At 57.8% G+C, this 18,060-nt stretch carries 18 protein-coding genes and 4 pseudogenes; 14 read left to right on the top strand and 8 right to left on the bottom strand.

The annotated features are described in order from the left end of the window. The first annotated feature begins 41 nt into the window (after positions 1–41). The 4 genes from FIV39_RS11960 (at position 42) to FIV39_RS11975 (ending at position 1,662) form a co-directional block, all read left to right on the top strand. Positions 42–428 carry a toxin glutamine deamidase domain-containing protein gene (locus FIV39_RS11960; RefSeq protein ID WP_090406895.1) on the top strand — a complete coding sequence of 129 codons (387 nt, stop codon included), beginning with the start codon at positions 42–44 and terminating at the stop codon, positions 426–428. Next, positions 428–703, top strand: coding sequence for a YrhB domain-containing protein (locus FIV39_RS11965; RefSeq protein WP_090406892.1), 276 nt, complete (start codon positions 428–430; stop codon positions 701–703). The genes FIV39_RS11960 and FIV39_RS11965 overlap by 1 nt, the downstream gene beginning before the upstream one ends. A gap of 234 nt (positions 704–937) precedes the next feature. Continuing rightward, the gene (locus FIV39_RS11970; RefSeq protein ID WP_141537443.1) at positions 938–1,165 is read left to right on the top strand and encodes a hypothetical protein; all 228 of its coding nucleotides are present in this window, start codon (positions 938–940) and stop codon (positions 1,163–1,165) included. Beyond that, entirely contained in the window at positions 1,162–1,662 is a 501-nt protein-coding gene (locus FIV39_RS11975) for an Imm70 family immunity protein (RefSeq protein ID WP_090406889.1), read from the top strand. The genes FIV39_RS11970 and FIV39_RS11975 overlap by 4 nt, the downstream gene beginning before the upstream one ends. Positions 1,663–1,736: 74 nt before the next feature. On the opposite strand, the gene FIV39_RS11980 is transcribed toward FIV39_RS11975, so the two are convergent. The 3 genes from FIV39_RS11980 to FIV39_RS11990 all read right to left on the bottom strand — a co-directional run bounded on the left by FIV39_RS11980 (position 1,737) and on the right by FIV39_RS11990 (position 4,541). Next, positions 1,737–2,543 carry a DMT family transporter gene (locus tag FIV39_RS11980; protein ID WP_090406886.1) on the bottom strand — a complete coding sequence of 269 codons (807 nt, stop codon included), beginning with the start codon at positions 2,541–2,543 and terminating at the stop codon, positions 1,737–1,739. Between the two features lie 550 nt (positions 2,544–3,093). Continuing rightward, positions 3,094–3,687: an NADPH-dependent FMN reductase gene (locus tag FIV39_RS11985; RefSeq protein ID WP_090406884.1), complete on the bottom strand. Its 594-nt coding sequence runs from the start codon at positions 3,685–3,687 to the stop codon at positions 3,094–3,096. Then, the gene (locus FIV39_RS11990; protein ID WP_090410086.1) at positions 3,684–4,541 is read right to left on the bottom strand and encodes a sterol desaturase family protein; all 858 of its coding nucleotides are present in this window, start codon (positions 4,539–4,541) and stop codon (positions 3,684–3,686) included. Before FIV39_RS11990 ends, FIV39_RS11985 begins: the two co-directional genes overlap by 4 nt. A gap of 67 nt (positions 4,542–4,608) precedes the next feature. Between FIV39_RS11990 and FIV39_RS11995 the strand changes: the two genes are divergently transcribed. Next, on the top strand, positions 4,609–5,571 hold the full coding sequence (locus FIV39_RS11995; protein WP_090406881.1) for an AraC family transcriptional regulator ligand-binding domain-containing protein: 963 nt from the start codon (positions 4,609–4,611) through the stop codon (positions 5,569–5,571). Positions 5,572–5,699: 128 nt separating this feature from the next. After that, positions 5,700–6,054: pseudogene (locus tag FIV39_RS12000) on the top strand (hypothetical protein); the annotation flags it as partial. 7 nt (positions 6,055–6,061) lie between these two features. On the opposite strand, the pseudogene FIV39_RS12005 reads toward FIV39_RS12000, so the two are convergent. Continuing rightward, positions 6,062–6,217: pseudogene (locus FIV39_RS12005) on the bottom strand (helix-turn-helix domain-containing protein); the annotation flags it as partial. On the opposite strand from FIV39_RS12005, the pseudogene FIV39_RS12010 reads away from it, so the two are divergent. From FIV39_RS12010 to FIV39_RS12030, 5 genes and pseudogenes are all read left to right on the top strand, one after another. Beyond that, positions 6,217–6,966: pseudogene (locus FIV39_RS12010) on the top strand (DMT family transporter); the annotation flags it as partial. The pseudogenes FIV39_RS12005 and FIV39_RS12010 sit on opposite strands and share 1 nt — an antisense overlap. Positions 6,967–7,582: 616 nt before the next feature. Further along, positions 7,583–7,678 (top strand): annotated as a pseudogene (locus tag FIV39_RS33385) (cation:dicarboxylate symporter family transporter); the annotation flags it as partial. Then, positions 7,635–7,967 carry an aspartate/glutamate racemase family protein gene (locus FIV39_RS33900; RefSeq protein ID WP_390620697.1) on the top strand — a complete coding sequence of 111 codons (333 nt, stop codon included), beginning with the start codon at positions 7,635–7,637 and terminating at the stop codon, positions 7,965–7,967. The pseudogene FIV39_RS33385 and the gene FIV39_RS33900, both read left to right, overlap by 44 nt. Positions 7,968–8,245: 278 nt before the next feature. Further along, positions 8,246–8,704: an Hsp20 family protein gene (locus tag FIV39_RS12025; protein WP_090406878.1), complete on the top strand. Its 459-nt coding sequence runs from the start codon at positions 8,246–8,248 to the stop codon at positions 8,702–8,704. A 181-nt stretch (positions 8,705–8,885) separates the two neighbouring features. After that, complete coding sequence (locus FIV39_RS12030) at positions 8,886–9,941, top strand: NAD(P)-dependent oxidoreductase (RefSeq protein WP_090406875.1); 1,056 nt, start codon at positions 8,886–8,888, stop codon at positions 9,939–9,941. An 81-nt stretch (positions 9,942–10,022) separates the two neighbouring features. Here the strand turns inward: FIV39_RS12030 and FIV39_RS12035 are convergent, their stop codons facing one another. The 4 genes from FIV39_RS12035 to FIV39_RS12050 form a co-directional block, all read right to left on the bottom strand. Next, the gene (locus FIV39_RS12035; RefSeq protein ID WP_090406872.1) at positions 10,023–12,434 is read right to left on the bottom strand and encodes a TonB-dependent siderophore receptor; all 2,412 of its coding nucleotides are present in this window, start codon (positions 12,432–12,434) and stop codon (positions 10,023–10,025) included. A gap of 75 nt (positions 12,435–12,509) precedes the next feature. Next, the gene (locus FIV39_RS12040) at positions 12,510–13,460 is read right to left on the bottom strand and encodes a FecR family protein (RefSeq protein WP_090406869.1); all 951 of its coding nucleotides are present in this window, start codon (positions 13,458–13,460) and stop codon (positions 12,510–12,512) included. Continuing rightward, positions 13,457–13,978, bottom strand: coding sequence for a sigma-70 family RNA polymerase sigma factor (locus FIV39_RS12045; RefSeq protein ID WP_090406866.1), 522 nt, complete (start codon positions 13,976–13,978; stop codon positions 13,457–13,459). Before FIV39_RS12045 ends, FIV39_RS12040 begins: the two co-directional genes overlap by 4 nt. A 140-nt stretch (positions 13,979–14,118) precedes the next feature. After that, the gene (locus FIV39_RS12050) at positions 14,119–14,760 is read right to left on the bottom strand and encodes a TetR/AcrR family transcriptional regulator (protein WP_090406863.1); all 642 of its coding nucleotides are present in this window, start codon (positions 14,758–14,760) and stop codon (positions 14,119–14,121) included. A gap of 122 nt (positions 14,761–14,882) precedes the next feature. Here FIV39_RS12050 and FIV39_RS12055 point away from each other — a divergent pair, with 122 nt between their 5' ends. The 3 genes from FIV39_RS12055 to FIV39_RS12065 all read left to right on the top strand — a co-directional run bounded on the left by FIV39_RS12055 (position 14,883) and on the right by FIV39_RS12065 (position 18,056). After that, complete coding sequence (locus FIV39_RS12055) at positions 14,883–16,094, top strand: MFS transporter (RefSeq protein WP_090406860.1); 1,212 nt, start codon at positions 14,883–14,885, stop codon at positions 16,092–16,094. A 163-nt stretch (positions 16,095–16,257) separates the two neighbouring features. Next, positions 16,258–16,590, top strand: a complete 333-nt coding sequence (locus tag FIV39_RS12060) for a hypothetical protein (protein WP_244176384.1) — start codon at positions 16,258–16,260, stop codon at positions 16,588–16,590. Beyond that, the gene (locus tag FIV39_RS12065; RefSeq protein WP_090406854.1) at positions 16,587–18,056 is read left to right on the top strand and encodes an ATPase domain-containing protein; all 1,470 of its coding nucleotides are present in this window, start codon (positions 16,587–16,589) and stop codon (positions 18,054–18,056) included. Before FIV39_RS12060 ends, FIV39_RS12065 begins: the two co-directional genes overlap by 4 nt. Positions 18,057–18,060 lie beyond the last annotated feature (4 nt).

Here is an 18,060-nt window from a genome sequence, read left to right on the forward strand (position 1 = left end):
GTCCAAAAGCGGCAGGGGTTGCGGACGAAGCTGCCGGTTCAATAAAGAACGTCAATCCAGGTTATCCAGACGCTGGGCGAACTCATAACTGCGTTAATTGTTCAATTGCTACTGATGCAACACTGGCAGGTAATCCAGCATCTGCATTGCCGATAAACTCCACCAAGGGTGTTCCGTTGACCGTGCTGGAGAAGCAATATGGAGCTAAGTTTAGCGGTGTGTCTTCACCCGAAACCATCACCCAGCACATGATTGGTGGTGGGGACGGCGCACGTGGGATTGTGTTTGGCTCCTATGGTCCAGGTCAGCCAGGCCATGTATTCAACGTGGTTAATCAGAATGGGGCTATTCGTTATCTCGATGGGCAGACTGGAAAGCCGGCAAATATGAGTAATTTTAAGACATTGCAGTTACTGAGAACTAACTAATGATTACCTACGAATACGCTTTGGAAAGAGCTAAGGAATATTTGAAAGATTCTGAGATTGCTTTGCAGCTAACACATGAGGGCGAGTTCTGTGAGGGATGGTTTTTTTGCTATCAATCTAAAGAGTATTTGGAGACAGGGATCCTGTCGGCTCAACTGGCTGGAAACGGACCATTCCTGATTGATAAGGAAACTGGAGAGCTTCATGTTTTAGGGACCGCCAAGCCGCTGAAAGAATATCTTGATCACTATGTAATCAGTAAGTCAAAAAAATAAGATTGGTTTTTCGGTACAAAAGCTACTGGTGGCGCTGCTGGAAAGGTAGATGATCTTGCCTCTACTGGGACACCTGTTCGTCCCACACCCCAAAAATCTGAAATTGATGTCGGCGCTGATCTTGGTGCTGGAGCTCGCCCACAAGTCAGTTATAAAAATGGACAAGAAGTTCCTTACGGCACTTCGGGTAGTGTTCGTCCAGACTGGTGTGTAGGTAACGTATGCAGTGTTGAAGTGAAAAACTACAACATCGCAAAAAATCAAAGCGGATTGATTAGTAATGTTTCCAAGCAAGCCCTCCAGCGAGCTGAAAATTTACCGCAAGGAATGCAGCAGCAAGTCGTTATTGATATTCGAGGGCAAGCTGTTACGCCTGTGCAGCGTGCGCAAATCGTTCGTGGAATAGTTGATAAGTCAAATGGGGCAATATCTCCCTCATCCATCAGGTTTAAAGCAGAATGAAAAATGTAGGTGTTCTTGCCGCAATGACAATATCTGTCTTAGGTCCAGCCTCTGACGTTGACTGTTTTTTTAAGTCAGTTGTGTTTTTTCTTGAGGGCGGCAAAAGAGGAAGCAGGTATCCCTTGGTTACAGAGAAGCTTTATTGCCGCTCTTTAAGCAAAAACGAACTGGCTGAGTTAAAGATAGATTTAGAGAGTGTAAGGGCTGAGTTTAATAGCATTCCTGCGGATAGCTTTGATATAAGCGCTTTCGGGGTGGACGAGGAAAATACTCGTTTGCTTTTGAGTGGTAATACTCTGGCTGATATTTTTGCTCGCTTCTTCAAAATTATTTTTGATGCTGTCGAATGTTCAGATGTTTTTTATAAAGAGTTTAATGAGTACGTCCCTTTAAGAATCGGCTTTACCGACGCGCCTGACTATATTTTTGATGTGAATCGTTCCGAAGACTTGTATAACTCTCTTGCTTCTGACGAGTTACCGTTCTGGCGTCGCTGATCTGTAGAAATTCTATTTTTTATTTAGCACCGGCTTAACGCCGGTGTTTTTGCATCCGATTTGCAGCCCTTTTGCTATCTATTTGCTTCCCTTTTGCTCCCAGGTTGCATCCTTTCTGCACTCAGGTTGCACCCCTTTTGCACCCACACCGTCCCGATATCCGCTATCAAGCGGAAGTACAGAATGTATGCACACGCGGTGCAGATGAAACCCAGCGCAACCAGCGCTATCCAACCCTCCGGGTTACCCCAACTCGTCGGTAGGTTTATTGCGGTTGAGATTCCGAAAAACGGTACGAGAAACAGGGTAGCGCCAATCTGACTGCCAAAAGCTACGAGTTTCGCGTCCAGCCCACCCTTGTCTGCTATCCATCGTTTAGTCATAAATCCTGCTGCACCGTAGCAACTGGTGGCGACTAAACAAGCCAACGCGCCCATGGCCACGTTCATTGAAAGTGTGACGGGGCCGGTGCCGGTCAGCAACGTAATGCCCATGAGCCCGATCAACACGCCAATACCTTTTTTCAATGTCAACGAATCGCTGAAACACATCCAACCGATCAATACGCCCATCATCGGTGTGGTCGCATTGAAAATTGCTGAATAGCCGGCAGGTAATAGCCGTGCCGCCACGCTATACATCAAAAATGGGATGCCAGAATTGATAACGCCCAACACCGTGATCTGCTTTAGCTTACCTTTGAAGTCGATTTCGGTTTTTAAAATGGCAAGAATGACGGCCAAGCCAATGGCGCCTAACAACACGCGGAAAAATGCAGTCGGCAACGCGCCCAGAACAGGAGCCGAGATGCGCATGAAGAGAAAACTGGCGCCCCAGATCGCCGCTAGAGCAAGTAGTCGTACATAATCGGATAATTTCATGGGTTGCCTTCGGCGCTGTTCGTTAACTAAAAAAATGACTCGAGAATTGCATAGCTGATGCCGGGCAATCCAAAAAGTTGTTGGAATGGTAAAGGGGAAAAGGCCAGCTATACGGAAGCCAGGGTGGACTCCTCTAAGTTTGGAGTCTCACTGTAAGGGTGTTCGAAATGTGCTCGCACTCCGATTCTTGCTGCCGAAAATGGATGTGCGTTTGGGCATCACGCCTTGCGTGATCAGGCCGGTGACGTTTACCGGTTCGCAAATGACCGCTTCTGGCCGACGGTTGTCTGTCGCAAAATAGCTATTCCAGCGTCATGAGCTAATTAAGATTGAGTTGTAAAAATTACATTCTTAATTAATCGCTGCATCTTATTTGCCGGTGCGTTGATGGTTGCTTTTAACCATGCCAACCGCGTATCCGTTTGACTTAGATCAACCCGTCGATGCAACACTCTGCGGGCTCAATATTTAATGTTTTTGCATCGACTTGGTTGAAATGCACACATTAGCGCAAGGTTTTATTTATTCAACTCATTGAGGTGCGACAGTTTTACATCCCCGTAGAGAACTCAGGTGGGTGTTTGATTGCAGTTCGTATCGTGCGTAAGGCATCATCGTATTGACAAAGTAAGTGCAAAGCCCAGTCGGTACGTGTGCGGATGCGAATATCATTTTCGTCTGAGGGAATTTCGCTATTCAACATCGATTCAACATTTCTTATGATGAGTTGTTCAGGCAAATACATGATCCGGCTGTTTTTGTAGCTCGAAGCACGCAATTCAGTAATTGGATAAGCTCCCCCGAGCCCAGCCGAAACCCCCACCAGGAGCGCTGGCTTGTGTCCAAGTTCACCGAGTCCTGCGTACAAAAAGAAATTTTTCAGCGCCGGGCAAGCCATGCCATTCCACTCCGGGCTGATCACGATCAGTGCGGTTGCTTTTTTGAGGATGGATTGCTGGACACTCCAGATTCCATCAATGTCTTCTTCTGGCCACAGCGGTAGCCGACTAGAAGCCAAGTTCAGCAGTTCGCCTGAATCACAAAGACCAAGTTGCTCTAATCGGTCGCGCAAATATTTTGCGACTTTGAGTGATTGGCTGTTTGATCTATTCGATCCAGACAGCAGAACGATATGACGGCTCATTGCGCCACCTTCTGTTTAGCGTTGTGTGCTTTGGGGGCGACACGGCGTGAACGCACGACGGGCCAGAACAACTCTTCTTTCCAACTGATCGGTGACAAGTGTTCGATGCCGTATAAGGGCGGACGCCGGCGGGTAATTTTGGCCGTTCCGAACAGGATGTCCCAGAAGAACAACAGGTTGCCGAAGTTGCCCTTGTAATGCGTGACACCATCCTCGGCAGTCAAGCCGTGATGGGCTGAATGAGTGGAGGGGGTGGAGATCGTTCGCTCCATAACCCAGACAATAGGGCGCAACACACGGATGCCATACAGTTTGTCATCCCACGCAACGCTGCTGTGCGCTGCGAAGATGACGGTCATCTTTAGGATCAGATAAACATAGTAAATATGTGCAAGCCCTAGATAGATCAGTATGCCGGACAGCCAGATGCTGGGCATCAGCATGTAGTAGAAGCTGTTGTTTCGATAAACGATGCGGACACTCATGTAGGGCGCGGAGTGATGAGCGCGGTGCAGCGCATAAAGTGCCGGGACCCGATGTGTCAGTCGATGCCACCAGTATTGAGTCATGTCATCCAGTACTAAAAACAACACGAACCCTGCGACCCAAGGAAGGGTGGCCAGGGCGTCTTTCATTTCCGGAACAGCCACGCTCAGGATTTTTCCACTGAGCCACATGACACTGGGGAACGTGATTGCAACCAGGATCCCGGAGCCGATGACTTCGATCAGTACGTCACGTTTCCCGCTCGACGGGTGACGGAGCGAAGAACACGCGAGTTCCAGCAAGATGAAGGCAAGGAATATCCCGGCCACTATTACGGAAGGATTGTTGGCGAGCATTATTGTATTCATGGCACTCTCGATTAAGGCCCCTGCGGGCAATGCCATTTCATTAGAAGCCAACGAGTAAGCCGTCCCTATGCGCGAAACGGACAAAATTGAGAGAGAACAGGTCAATCGTTCTCCCCAGCGCTTTCACCGCGGCAAACTGGGCCAGGTGCTGGAACGTTTCCTGGATAGCCAGGCCTTGAGAGAAAACAGGGATTACAGCCTGATCGAGCTGGATCAGCTTTGGCGCGAGGCGGCGCGAATCGATCCGGCGATCGGGTTGAAACTGTTCACGCTATTCACGCCTCAGGACTGGCACGTCCTGGCCTATCTGTGCTTGTACAGCGCCGACGTTTTATCATCCATGAAACTTTGGGCCCTTTACGCGCGGCTTGCGTCGGACACGGACACGGTGAAGCTGCTCAATGATGAAAACGGCGTCGGCATCGAGCTGTGCGTCGATGCGCCCAGTGAGCTGGCGCGCTATGTCATTGAGCACTACGGCGCAATGTCCATCGCGCAGTTGCGGCGGGGAACAGGGCAGCAGGTGCAGCCGGTCCTGGCGAGATTTACTCACTCTCGTCCGTCGTATTACAAGCAATACACCCAATGGTTTGGGGGCCGTGTCGAGTTTGACTGTCCGATTAACTGCTTCTATTTCGATGCTCGAAGCTTGAGCCTGCCGATGCAGACACGTCATCACGGGATGCTTGAGGTATTGACCCAGGAACTGGATCGACGGATCGCCGCGCATCGGAATTTCAGCGGTTGGTCAGCCAAGGTTGCTGAAGGCGCGCGACGATCTCTAGCGAGAGATGAAACTCCCAATCTGGACAATCTGGCGAAGGCGCTGCACCAGACGCCAAGGACCTTACGGAGACGACTGGAAGAGGAAGGTACAACCTTCAGACAATTGCTCGATCAGATTCGCGCAGAGTTGGAACTGCATCTTGAATTGCAAGGAGAGTCATTAACGGAGATTGCAGCTCAACTAGGCTACAGCGATTTGACGGCGTATCTCCACGCCCGAAGTCGATGGCGTGACAGGCAGTAATGTGGCGGGCCCGAATTTTTCGGAACGCCAGCGTTACCTCACAAATCACCTCATCCCACGCCAGTAATTTCCCTTGTGCGGTTCCAACCCCACGGCGGTACGTTCGACCCAACTCTAGGCGTTCAATCATGGCACTGGTGGGCAGGCGAAATAGACGCAATTTTGGCTATGGCCGGCAACTGAGCTATGCAGGGCCGCAAGCGCTAAAAGATCTGTTTGGCGGCGGGTATTCTCGGACTGTCAAGGCGCACGGTGATCGCTGGCAGACGTTTGTGCGCTGGTGTCGTTCGGAGGATGGGCCAGGATCGCGAACACGTGATGCCCATCGTCGAGACGCTCAGCGACCAGCATTCTCGTGCCGCGGCCATCGCTCTGTTGGCGCGCGCCACCCGCATGCGTCTGCGCGAGGCCATTTTGGCCGACTTAACGCGTTTAAAACGTGAGGCCGAGCACTACGGCAAGATCAACATCCAGGATGGCACTTACAGGCTCAGGCACTGCTGTTGCGAAAACTGCCCGGTGTAATGCCGACTACTTTTTTGAAGGCCCGGGTCATGTGGCTTTGATCGAAGAAGCCGCAAGTGAATGACGCTTCTGCGAGACTGGAGCCGGTGCGCAGCAGTTTTTGGACCTGGGCGATTCTTTTCGGTGCGCAAGACGCCAGTGCGACTGAAAAGCGCCAAGGCCCAGCTCTACACCGCATTGGCAGGGGTATTTCTGGCGATCGACCTGGTGCTGTGGCATCAGAGCATCTATATCGTTGGCCCGGGCATCGGCTCGATCCTGACCAACTGCCAGGTGTTCTTCATGACCTTGCTGGGGCTGTACCTGTTAAAGGAAAAGCCCTCGATCTACTTCCTGATTTCCATCTCGCTGGCCTTCGTCGGGCTGTACCTGTTGCTGCTGCCGGAGATGACCAGCGGAGTCGGGATCAAAGGCGTGGTGTATGGGGTGCTGTCGGGGCTGGCGTATGCCATTTGCGTGTACTTCTTGAAGATCAACACCCAACTGTCTGATGGTGGCGGTGACAAGATTGCGCAGATGCTCAACTTGAGTCTGTGGGCAGCGCTGGTATTGCTGGTATACGCGCTGGCGACTGGGGAAAGCCTGGCCATCGTGGACGGACAAACCCTAGTGATGCTGGTGATTTACGGGGTGCTGGTGCAATTCGTCGGTTGGCTGCTGGTCAATCGTTCGATCGGCGCCATCAGCCTGGGGCTGGCCGGACTGATCCTGCTACTCGAACCGGTGATCACTTACTTCATCGACGTCGCTTTTCTCGGCAAGGCAAGCTCCTCGCTACAGATTGCCGGCGCGCTGCTGACTATCTTCGCGGTGTACATCGGCTCAATCAAACCGCCGGAAAAGGCTCAGAACTTACCCGAGGCTATCTGACGGATGGGGTGTCACGACAGTCTGTGAACAATGGTTGCGTGGCCCCCAATCGATAAGCTACGTGCAGGCCCACAACGTTTGCGCGTAGTCGTTTATATCCGTTGCGGCCAACTTCCCGGACCGGGCAGATCGTGCCAGCTCACAAAAAAGGTCGAGAAAAGCTGCTGAATCTCCGGCTAATCGTTCTTTTGGGGTCGCTATTCAGCGAACCTTGTCAGCTATAGGCGGGCGTTTATCAAGAGCCTGGCATCTCTGTCTTTTATTTTGCCCGGCAAGATATTTTCAATTTTCCGAGCGATCATCGTTCGTTAGCATCCAATCATCATGCCTTGTGTGAGCTTGCGCCTGGATTGCCAGGGTTTGCCTTGCAGCATCTTGGGATCGACCCACGATAGCAGCTGTTGCTAATTGAACAGGTGTGATGGCTAAACGGTCCTTGAGTCCTTGGAGGAACCCGATGAAGTTGGAGGCTTAAGTTATCTGGCGGAGCTGGCAAAGAACACGCCCTTCGTTGCCTAGATTTCCACCTGTGCCGCTATCGCCCGTGAGCGCTCCCACCTTCGTCGTTTGGTGATGCCAGTACGGGCTTGCATCAGTTGGCAGTGCCTTCACGGCTGACCAGTTCCTCGACATGGCGCGCACCGCCACCAATGTGGTCGGCAACAGCATTGCCACGGCGGTGGTGGCGAAATCCGAAACTGCTGCGCGCTGAAACCGACCCGACCCTGGCGCTCTACGCCACCTGCAAACGCCTGGAAAGTGCTGGCGCCCAGGCTATCGCGATTCCCTGCAACACCGCCCATGCGTTTGTCGAACGCATCCAGGCGCATCTGCGCGTGCCCATCGTCAACATGCTCAGCGAGACCATGGAGTGGATCGCGCGCACCTACGGCAGTGGCCAGGCCGTCGGCTTGCTGGCCACCTCGGGCACGCTGCAAAGCCAGGTTTACCGACGGCGTGTGCCGCGAGCAATTGCTGCTGGCGGCGGAACACCTGTGTGAGTTGGGCGCGCGGGTGTTGATTCTGGGCTGCACCGAATTGCCATTGGTGCTGGCGCACAGCGAAGCATTTCAGATCGGTGCGCACCGAGTCGCCTTGGTCGACCCACCACGATTCTTGCGCGCCGCTGCGTCAGCCTGTCTGCACGCGATCACAGCAGCGGATAAATTTTTTGCTGGCACCGCTTGAAATTTTTTCCCCTGAACTTACTTAGGTTTTACGCGATGCCGACTACGGGTCGCGTCTCAAATCACTTGGAGAAAACTCAGGAGATTTTGCAATGGCTACTACTCTTTCGTTGGCCCCACTGTTCCGTCATTCCGTCGGCTTTGACCGTTTCAACGACCTTTTTGAATCGGCGCTTCGCAGCGAGGCCGGTACCACCTACCCACCCCACAACGTCGAAAAACACGGTGAAGATCACTATCGGATCGTCATTGCGGCGGCAGGCCTGGTGGAAGATGACCTGGAGATCCAGGTGGAAAAAGGCGTGTTGACCGTCGCCGGTGGCAAGCGCGAACACAACGAGGGCATCACCTACCTGCACCAAGGCATCGCCCAACGCGCGTTCCGTTTGTCGTTCCGCCTGGTCGACCACATCGAAGTGCAGGGCGCACAACTCGCCAACGGGTTGCTGAGCATCGACCTGCTCAGGGAGGTCCCGGAGGAAGCCAAGCCTAAGCGCATTGCGATTGGCGGTGCTGCCAAGGCGGATGTGAAAACCATCAGCGAGCAGTAAGGCTGGAATGAATAAAGGCGCTCTTTGGAGCGCCTTTGTTCTGCCCAATGATTAACAGTCATGTGCTGTGTCTGTGTATCGTTCAGGTCTATGATTTATTCGAGCCCGGATGTAGTCAGTTCAACTCCATGCTTGAAGGCGCATCAACCCGCTCCCCTATCTGCCAGGAGGACCAACGTGCATGGCATTCACCACGCTGATACTGGATGCACCCGGCCCGCCGTTGCTATTCGAGGAAGTCGACCGATTCCTTGAGTTGGGCTTGGTCGTCACCCTGAATCTCTACTATTTCACGGATAAACCCAGTATCCGCAAGCACTATGGCGAGCGCATCCGGTACACCGAGATCAATGGCCACGACCGGCAAGCTTTCATCGACGCCGTGACTCAGGCCGGGGGGTATAGCGTGTTCAAGACGCGCCTGAATATTCCCATTGAGGGCGAACTGATCCGCGCCGCGGCATCATCGGCCCTGCCAACGCCGCTGCGCGCCATCGCCCAAGCGGGTGCAGGCGTTAACCATATCGACCGGCAAGAGGCTCAGCGCTGTGGCGTGAGCGTACTCAACACGCCGGGCTCTAACGCGGCGGCGGTGGCCGAATACGTCGTCGCCCAGGCGTTGTTTTTATCCAGGGACCTGGACCACTACAACACCGAAACGCACAGCGGTCGCTGGGCCAAGGGCACCTTGGCGCCAGGCCTCGAATTCGGCGAACTCACGCTGGGGCTGGTCGGCACCGGCAGCATTGCCCAAGCCGTCGCGCGCAAAGCGGGATCGCTCGGTATCAAGGTCATCGCCTGCGGTTCAGAGCGTTTTACGCAGCAGGTCGCGCGCAGCCTTGGGCTTGCGCGACGGCAAACCCTCGAGCAATTGCTGGGGGAGGCCGACGTGGTTTCTCTCCACGTACCGCTGACACCGCTCACCCACGGCCTGTTCGGCCTTGCCCAGTTCAGGCAGATGCGCCAAGGCTCGATACTGATCAACACCGCTCGCGGTGGCATCGTCGATGAAGCCCAGTTGGCAAGCTTCATGACCGCGTTTCCCAGGCATATAAAAGCGGTCGCCATCGATACCTTTGTCCACGAAAAAGACCGTTTTGACTCGCCACTGGCAGGCATCGGCAATGCCCAACTGACACCGCATATCGCAGGTAACACGACGACGGCGATCCGTAAGGCTTCACGGCAGATTGTCGACAAGATCCACTCGCTCAGCCTGGCTGCGGACGCAGGTTAACCACCGACCTGTTCATGGCCATCGGCTCGTTCGCCTGTTTGCTGATGCTGCTGACCATGACCGAGCCGGTGCCTGTGAGCGTTACCAGCGATACGTCAACGAACTGACCAACTGTCGCTCATCGCCATAGCGGCAAATCGCGAATTCGCAGTAGGTGTAGCGCTTGTTGGTGACGTTATTGGCGTTCAGCGCGACTTCCCAATGCGGGTCGATTTCGTAGCTGGCGCGGGCGTCGTACAGGGTATAAGCGGGCATCGATGACGGCACGCCGGAGGCCTGGGTGGTGCCTTTGTAGCGGGCGCCGCCGCCGATGCGCAGTTGCGGGATGCCGAGCGCAGCCAGGCGGTAATCGGCCCAGAGGGCGGCCTGGTGGTAGGGGGTGTCTTCGCTGCGTTGGCCGATTTCGCTGGCGATATCGCTTTTGGTGATGCGTGCGTCGATGTACGCGTAGGAGGCGATCAGGCTGAGGTCTGGGGTGACTTCGGTCTTGGCTTCCAGCTCGAACCCACGGGAGCGCACTTCGCCGACTTGTACCGAGAAATTGAGGTCGGTGCGGTCCTGGCTCAGCACGTTTTGCTGCTCCAACTGGTACACCGCTGCACTCAACAGCGTGGCGCTGCCCTCGGGTTGATAGCGGATACCGATTTCATACTGCTTGCCTTCGGTGGGAACAAATGTTTGTCCCGCTTTGTTGGTGCCGGCCACCGGGAAGAATGACTCGCTGTAGCTGATGTAGGGCGCCAGGCCGTTGTCGGCCTTGTACACCAGCCCTGCACGCCAGGTGGTGGCTTCATCGCTCTGGCTGCTCTTGGCCGAACTGCGGAACAGTTCGGTGTCCTGGTCGGCCCAGTCATGACGGCCGCCCAACAGCAAAATCCAACGCTCATCAAATTTGATCTGGTCCTGGAAGTAGATGCCTTTTTGCAGGGTGTCGATCTGCGAGCCACGGTCGGTCGCGGGGTTCTTGTTGACCACCACCGGCTGGCCGTAGTTGTAAGTCGCCAGGTTCAGCGACGGAGCGGTGCCACGGAAGTTGTGCGAGTCATAGCTGGTGTCGTAGCCATCGAAGCCGAGCAGGAAGGTGTGCTGCCAGTCGCCGAACTGCCATTTGCTCTCGATATTGGTGTCGCTGGCCAGGCCCCGCGAGCGTTCCTGGCGGTCGCTGTATTGGCGCCGCAGCAGGCCGGTGGTTTGCGCGGTGCCGATGTTGGTGCCGGTGAGGTTGACTTGCAGGTAACGCCACGTCACATCCGACTGGTAGTAACGCAGCTTGTTGCTGATACGCGTGTGTTCATCGAAGCGGTGTTCGAACTCATAGCCGAGTGCCGACATCTCGCCGTTCATTTCGTCGTAGTCCGGCTCGCCGATAAAGTCGTGACGGCCGATCTGGAACCGGCCTTCGCCTACGCCTTTGGTCAACTGATAGGGCAGGGGCGCGGAGAAGCCGGTTTCGGTCTTCTGGTAGAACGACAGCAGGGTCAGCGAGGTGTCGTCATCGGGCCGCCAGGTCAGGGCCGGGGCCACGTAGATCTTGTCGTTGTTGATGTGGTCGGCGGCGGTGTCGCTCTTGCGATCGAGCAGGGTCAGGCGGTAGCTCAAGGTGTCGCTGTCGCCCAACGGGCCGGTGAAGTCCGCGGACAGTTGCTTGCGGTCGTTCTGCCCGGCTTGAAGGTTGATCTCGTGGTAGGGCGTCTGGCTGGGGCGCTTGCTCACGGTATTGATCAGGCCGCCCGGCGACAGCTGGCCATACAGCACCGACGCCGCGCCGCGAATCACTTCGGCCCGTTCCAGGCCATAGGGTTCCTGCACGCCGTCGTAGGAGTTGTTCTGCAAGCGCAGGCCGTCGCGCAGGGAGCCGCCGGTGGCCGATTCCACATCGAAACCGCGAATGCGGAAGCGGTCCGAGGTGCGGTTGAAACTGGTGGGCTGGCTGGTGAAGCCCGGGGTCAGGTCGAGGGTTTGTGACAGGGTTTCCGATTGGCGGTCGCGGATCTCGTCGCTGGTGACCACCGACAGCGATTGCGGGGTTTCGATGATCGGGGTGTCGGTCTTGGTGGCGCTGAGGTTGCGCGTGGCCACATAGCCTTTGACATGCTCGGTGCTGCTTTCTTCGATTCGCCCGGTGATCGCCGTAGGACTCAGTTCCAGGGAACCTGTGGTGTTGATCGGTACCAGCACGTAGCCATTGGCGCCTTGCACCGCCTGCAAGCCACTGCCGCGCAGCAACTGGGCAAAACCCTGGGCCACCGGGAAGTCGCCTTGCAGGCCGCTGGTGTTCAGGCCGGCCACGGTTGTGCTGTCGAACAACAGCGCCACATGGGCCTGCTGGGCGAACTGGTTCAACGCAGGTCCCAGGGCCCCGGCGGCAATGGCATAACGCGCCGCTTCCTGCGCCGCCACCGGGCTGCACACCCCTAGATTCAGCACGGCCAGGCTGGCCAGGTTGATCGCCAGGGCGAGGGGTAAGGGAGAACGCTTGAGGTGGCGTGGCATGGAAGAAATTCCTGTTATTGAGGTGCTTTCTTCCTTGACGGGGCAGGCGTGAAAAGCGGAACCCGGCAGGCGAAACTATTTTTCCAGGCGTTCGACCTGCAACCACCACGGGCTGAACGCGCGGATGCGTACCGGCAGGGCGTCGGCAATCAATTGCAGGGCGCGACGCGGGTTGTCCAGCGGCAACACCGCCGAAACGCGCAGGTCGGTCAGCTGCTGGCGATCAAACTGCACGTGGCCGCCGTACTGGCGCGCAAGTTCGTCGAGTACCTCCGGCAAGGGACGGTCCTGCACCACCCATTGATGGTGCTTCCAGGCGTCGTCCGTGGCGCGCGGGTCGATCCTGCCCAGCCGCGTGACTGCGTCCGGGGTGATGCGTGCCTGTTCGCCGGCGCTGACCTGGACAGCGTCATGCTGGCTGGCGTCGGTGGCGGCGACGCTCGATTCGAGCATGCTCAGCAGCGTGCCCGGTGCTTCGCGCTTGACCGTGAAGCGCGTGCCGAGGGCGCGCATCTGGCCGTCGTCGGTCACCACCGTAAACGGCCGCGTCGCATCGTGGGCAACTTGCACGAGGATTTCGCCGCGCAGCAAGCGCACCTGGCGCTGCTGGCCGTTGAAGGTCAGGTCGACGGCGCTGTTGCCGCTGAGGGTCAATTGCGAGCCGTCTTCCAGATTGACCTGCTGCCATTGCGCCGGGGCGGTGCGCTGGTCGGCCAGCCAGTAACTGGGCGGGTAAGTTCGCAGCGCCAGGGCCACCGGCAACGCCAGCAGCACACCCAGCAGCACGCGGCCGGCCGGGTTGCGCCGACGTACCCGGGCGGCTTCCAGCGCGGCCTGCACCGGCGCCTGTTGCGGACGCAACGCCTGCAAACGCCCGACAAAACCCTGCAAGCGTTCAAACGCGGCCACGTGCTGTGGGTCGGCGGCTTTCCAGCGTTCGAATTGCTGTTGCTCGCGCTCACTGAGGTTGCCTTCGTTCAGGCGAATCACCCAGTTGGCGGCCTGCTGGTCGAGGTCGGCGCTCATACGTCCAGGGCGTGGTTGCAGTGCATCAGCGCGTTCATCAAGTGCTTGCGCACCATGCGCTCGGAAATCCCCAGGCGGCTGGCGATCTCGCTCTGGCGCAGGCCTTCGAGGAAGTACAACAGGAACGCCTGCCGTGCATTCAGGGCCAGGCCGTCGAGCACGAAGGCAATTTGTTCCAGCGCTTCCAAGGTGACGAGGATCTGTTCCGGCGACTGCTGGCACTGCTCCATCATCTCGACGGTCAGCGCCAATTCCCGCAGGTAGGTGTCTTCCAGATGACGCCGGCGTGCGCGGTCGATGATCAGGTGGCGCGCCGTTGTGGTGAGAAACGCCCGGGGCTCGCGCATGCCACCGAGGGCGTCGCGGGAGGTGAGGATTCGCACAAACGTATCGTGGGAAAGATCCGCAGCGTTATGGGGGCAACCCAGCTTTTTGCGCAGCCAGCCGAACAACCAGCCATGGTGCTCGGTGTAGAGCGCATGGACGGCGTGGTTCAAGGGAAGGTCGCTGGCCGACATGGGAGGATACGTCTGCGGATAAGAATTATTCGCAAGATTAGCGGTGTGCCATCAGCGAAAGCAAGCGTGTCCAGCATGGAGTGTTGTATTTATATCGCCTGGGCTGACCGGCCGATGGGTAATCCACTCATGGAAGCCGGTTATTTCGAAGGTTTGCTACGGGGCGGCACCGTCGAGGCGGCAATATCCCAGGTCAGCAGGAGTTGGCTGATCGCTGCGTGGAGGGTGGCATGGGGCACGTCGTCCCGCGCCAATATCGAAACCCCCTGCAAAAAACTGTCAAACACACTCGCCATCACGGCGGGCTGGGTCTGCTGCGGCAACTGGCCCAACCTAACCGCGCGCTCCACACACGTCACAATCCCCGCCCGCGTGCGCAGGCGCGACTGGGTCAACCCGTCGGCCACCCGCGCATTTTCCGGGCTGGGCGCACTCATCACGCCCAGCGCGACCATGCAGCCCTTGGGGTGCCCGTCTTCGCACTGCATGCGCACAGATTGGCGCAGCGCGGTTTCGACGGCCTGGCGCGGGGGCAGGCTTTCGTCCCACAGGCATTCGGTGACCTGGGCGTAGGTCGCCAGGTAGCGCTTTACGCACTCGTCGAACAACGCCTCCTTGGAACCGAATGCCGCGTAGAAACTCGGCGCGGAGATCCCGCCACCCAAACCCGCCTTGAGCTGGGCCAGGGAGGTGGCGTCGTAGCCATGCTGCCAGAACAGGTGCATGGCCTGTTCCACGGCGTGTTCGCGGTCGAAGGTGCGGGGGCGGCCCATTTGTGCCATGTCAGGTCTCCGGTGGGAAAGCGAGATAAATACTAGTCGATACATAAGTCGTTGACAACGTGCCCTGGTCGCCCGCAACATTTATATCGATCAGTATCTAAGTCTTGCCCAAGGAGTTTCCCGTGACCCCCTCACTCACTTTATCGGCCGCATCCGAGCGCTTGCCCATCGGCGCCTTGCTTGCCCTGGCCATGACCGGCTTCATCTGCATCGTCACCGAAACCCTGCCCGCCGGCCTGTTGCCGTTGATCAGCGACGGCCTGGCGATTTCGCCGTCGATGGCTGGGCAGATGGTCACCGCGTATGCGCTGGGCTCGGTGCTGGCGGTGATCCCCATGACCATCGCCACCCGTGGCTGGCGCCGGCGCAATGTGCTGCTGCTGACCATCGTCGGTTTCCTGCTGTTCAACTCAATCACTGCAGTGTCGTCCCACTATGGCGTAACGCTGGTGGCGCGCTTCTTTGCCGGGGTGGCGGCGGGGTTGGCCTGGAGCCTGCTGGCCGGTTACGCGCGGCGCATGGTCGCGCCCCACCAACAGGGCAAGGCACTGGCGCTGGCGATGGTCGGTACGCCGATTGCGCTGTCGTTGGGGGTGCCGTTGGGCACCTGGCTCGGTGGCCTGGTGGGCTGGCGCACCACGTTCGGCCTGATGTCGGCGGTGAGCATGGGGCTGATCGCCTGGGTGCGGGTGAAAGTCCCGGACTACGCGCCGCAACCCGCCCATCAACGCCTGTCGCTGCGCAAGGTGCTGACCACGCCGGGCGTGCGCCCGGTGCTGGCGGTGGTGATCAGTTGGATGCTGGCCCACAACATGCTGTACACCTACATTGCCCCGTTCGTGGCGCCGGCGGGCCTGGCCGAGCGCGTGGACCTGGTGTTGCTGGTCTTCGGGATCGCTGCGTTGGCGGGTATTTGGATCACGGCCAGATTGGTCGAGCCGTTATTGCGCAACACCGTACTGGTGAGCCTGGCGACGTTTGCGGCGGTAAGCGTGCTATTCGGCGTGCTGGGGAATGTGCCACTGGTGATCTACCTCGGCGTGGCGGTCTGGGGCCTGAGCTTTGGCGGTGCCGCAACCTTGCTGCAAACCGCCCTGGCAGATGCGGCGGGGGACGGCGCGGATGTGGCGTTGTCGCTGAACGTGGTGGCATGGAACAGCGCAATTGCCGGCAGCGGCGTCGCAGGCGGTGTGTTGCTGGACCGCTGGGGCGTAGCGGCGTTTCCCTGGGCGATGCTGGGGTTGATCGGGCTGGCGCTGGTGATTGCCTGGGCGGCGCGTGGCCATGGTTTCAGGCCCGGACGGCGCACCGCGCATAGGGCAGTAGGCCATTAACCCCTCGGTCGAGCGCGATTGGGTGTACGATCAGTATCAACTCATCCGATATAAGCCCGTCATGTCCACGCTAAGCGAAGAGAGCCGCCAGATCGTAGCTTCTCTGGCGCACCGTGTTGGCCCTACCGTTGACCCTGCAAGCATCGCTGAGGCGATCGTTTCGATGCTGCAGGATATCGACGCAGCACTCACACCCATTATCGGTCAGCAAGGTGCCGTGGCGCTGCTGCGTCGCAGCCTGCGCCTGAGCGTCCTGACACATTCGCGCCTGGCCGATACCTACGACCGCGTGCAGGCTGCGCCGGACCTGAGCGATCTCAAAGCCCTATTGATCGAGCAGACTGAAGCCGATGCGCTGTTCTTCGGTGAAGTACTGCTGACCACTTTCTACACATTGCTGACCACGCTGATCGGGGCTTCGCTGACTGCCCGTTTGCTGCGCGACGTGTGGGAGCCCTCCTTGAGCGACACCCCTTCGCAGGAACAATCGCCATGAGCACCAAAGTAACTATCAACCGCCTGGCCACCGGCGTGCCAGGACTGGACGAGGTGCTGGGCGGAGGATTGCCGGAGTTTTCGTTCAACCTGATCGCAGGCCCGCCTGGCTGCGGCAAGACCACGCTGGCGCATCAAATGATGTTTGCCCTCGCAACGCCGGAGCGACCTGCACTGTTTTTCACGGTATTGGGCGAGCCGCCGTTGAAGATGCTGCGCTATCAGCAGCAGTTCGATTTTTTCGACAGCGAGGCGATCAACCAGTCGATCCGCTATATCAACCTGGCCGACGACACGCTGGCCGGCAACCTGGACGAAGTGCTACGGCGCATTGTCAGCGAGGTGGAGGCGCATTCGCCGTCGCTGGTGTTTGTCGACTCCTTCCGCTCGGTGGTACTGGCCAGCCAGACGCAGCACAACCCTAACAACAACTTGCCGCAGTTCGTCCAGCAACTGGGCATGTTGATGACGACGTGGCAGGCGACGACCTTCCTGATCGGTGAGTACTTCACCGAAACCGACACCAACCCTATCTTCACCGTGGCCGATGGCTTGATCTGGCTGCGCCAGAGCGTCGAGCGCAATTCGATGGTGCGCAAGATGGAAATCATGAAGATGCGTGGCCAGCCGACATTGCCGGGGCTGCACACTTTCCGGATTGCCAGCTCTGGCATCAAGGTGTTCGCGCCTGCCGCGCTCAACGCAGCTGAGGCGCCGATGACGCTGCCGGTGCAGCGCCTGAAAATGGGCGTGCCACGCCTCGACGAAATGCTCGGTGGCGGGCTGCCCAAGGGCTATTCGCTGCTGGTGGCCGGGCCCTCCGGGTCGGGCAAAAGCATCCTGGCGGCGACCTTCCTCGCCGAGGGCGCGCGCAATGGTGAAACCGGCGTTATCGCCGTGTTCGAGCAGCGCCCCCACCACTCACAGAACGCCACCCTGGCCAACCTGATTCAAAGTGGGCAAGTCGGCCTGGTCGACAGCCGCGCACCTGACTTGTCCATTGATGAAATCGTCCAGCTGCTGCTCAGCGAGATCCGCCGCTTGAACGCCACGCGCGTGGTCATCGATTCGCTGTCGGGCTTCGAGCTGGCCCTGGCGCCGACCTTTCGCGAGGACTTCCGTGAGTCGCTGTCGCGCATGGTCACGGCGTTGACCGGTGCCGGGGTGAGCGTATTGATGACCTCGGAGCTGGAAGACCGCTACACCGACCTGCGTTTCAGCCCTTACGGCACGGCGTTCCTTACCGATGCGATCATTGTGCAGCGCTACATCGAGGTGCGCAGCCGGCTGCTGAGGATCATGGCCGTGGTCAAGGTGCGTGCCAGCGCGCACTCCGATGAACTGCGCCAATACCACATCAATGACGATGGCCTGCAGATCGGTGAAAGGCTTGCGGAGCAGGAAGGCTTGCTCGGGGGGCGGCCAACCGCACTGCACCCGTCAGGGGCAGGAGACGGAAATGTTTGAGCTG

The sequence above is a fragment of the Pseudomonas grimontii genome (assembly GCF_007858185.1).
Lineage (GTDB): Bacteria > Pseudomonadota > Gammaproteobacteria > Pseudomonadales > Pseudomonadaceae > Aquipseudomonas > Aquipseudomonas grimontii.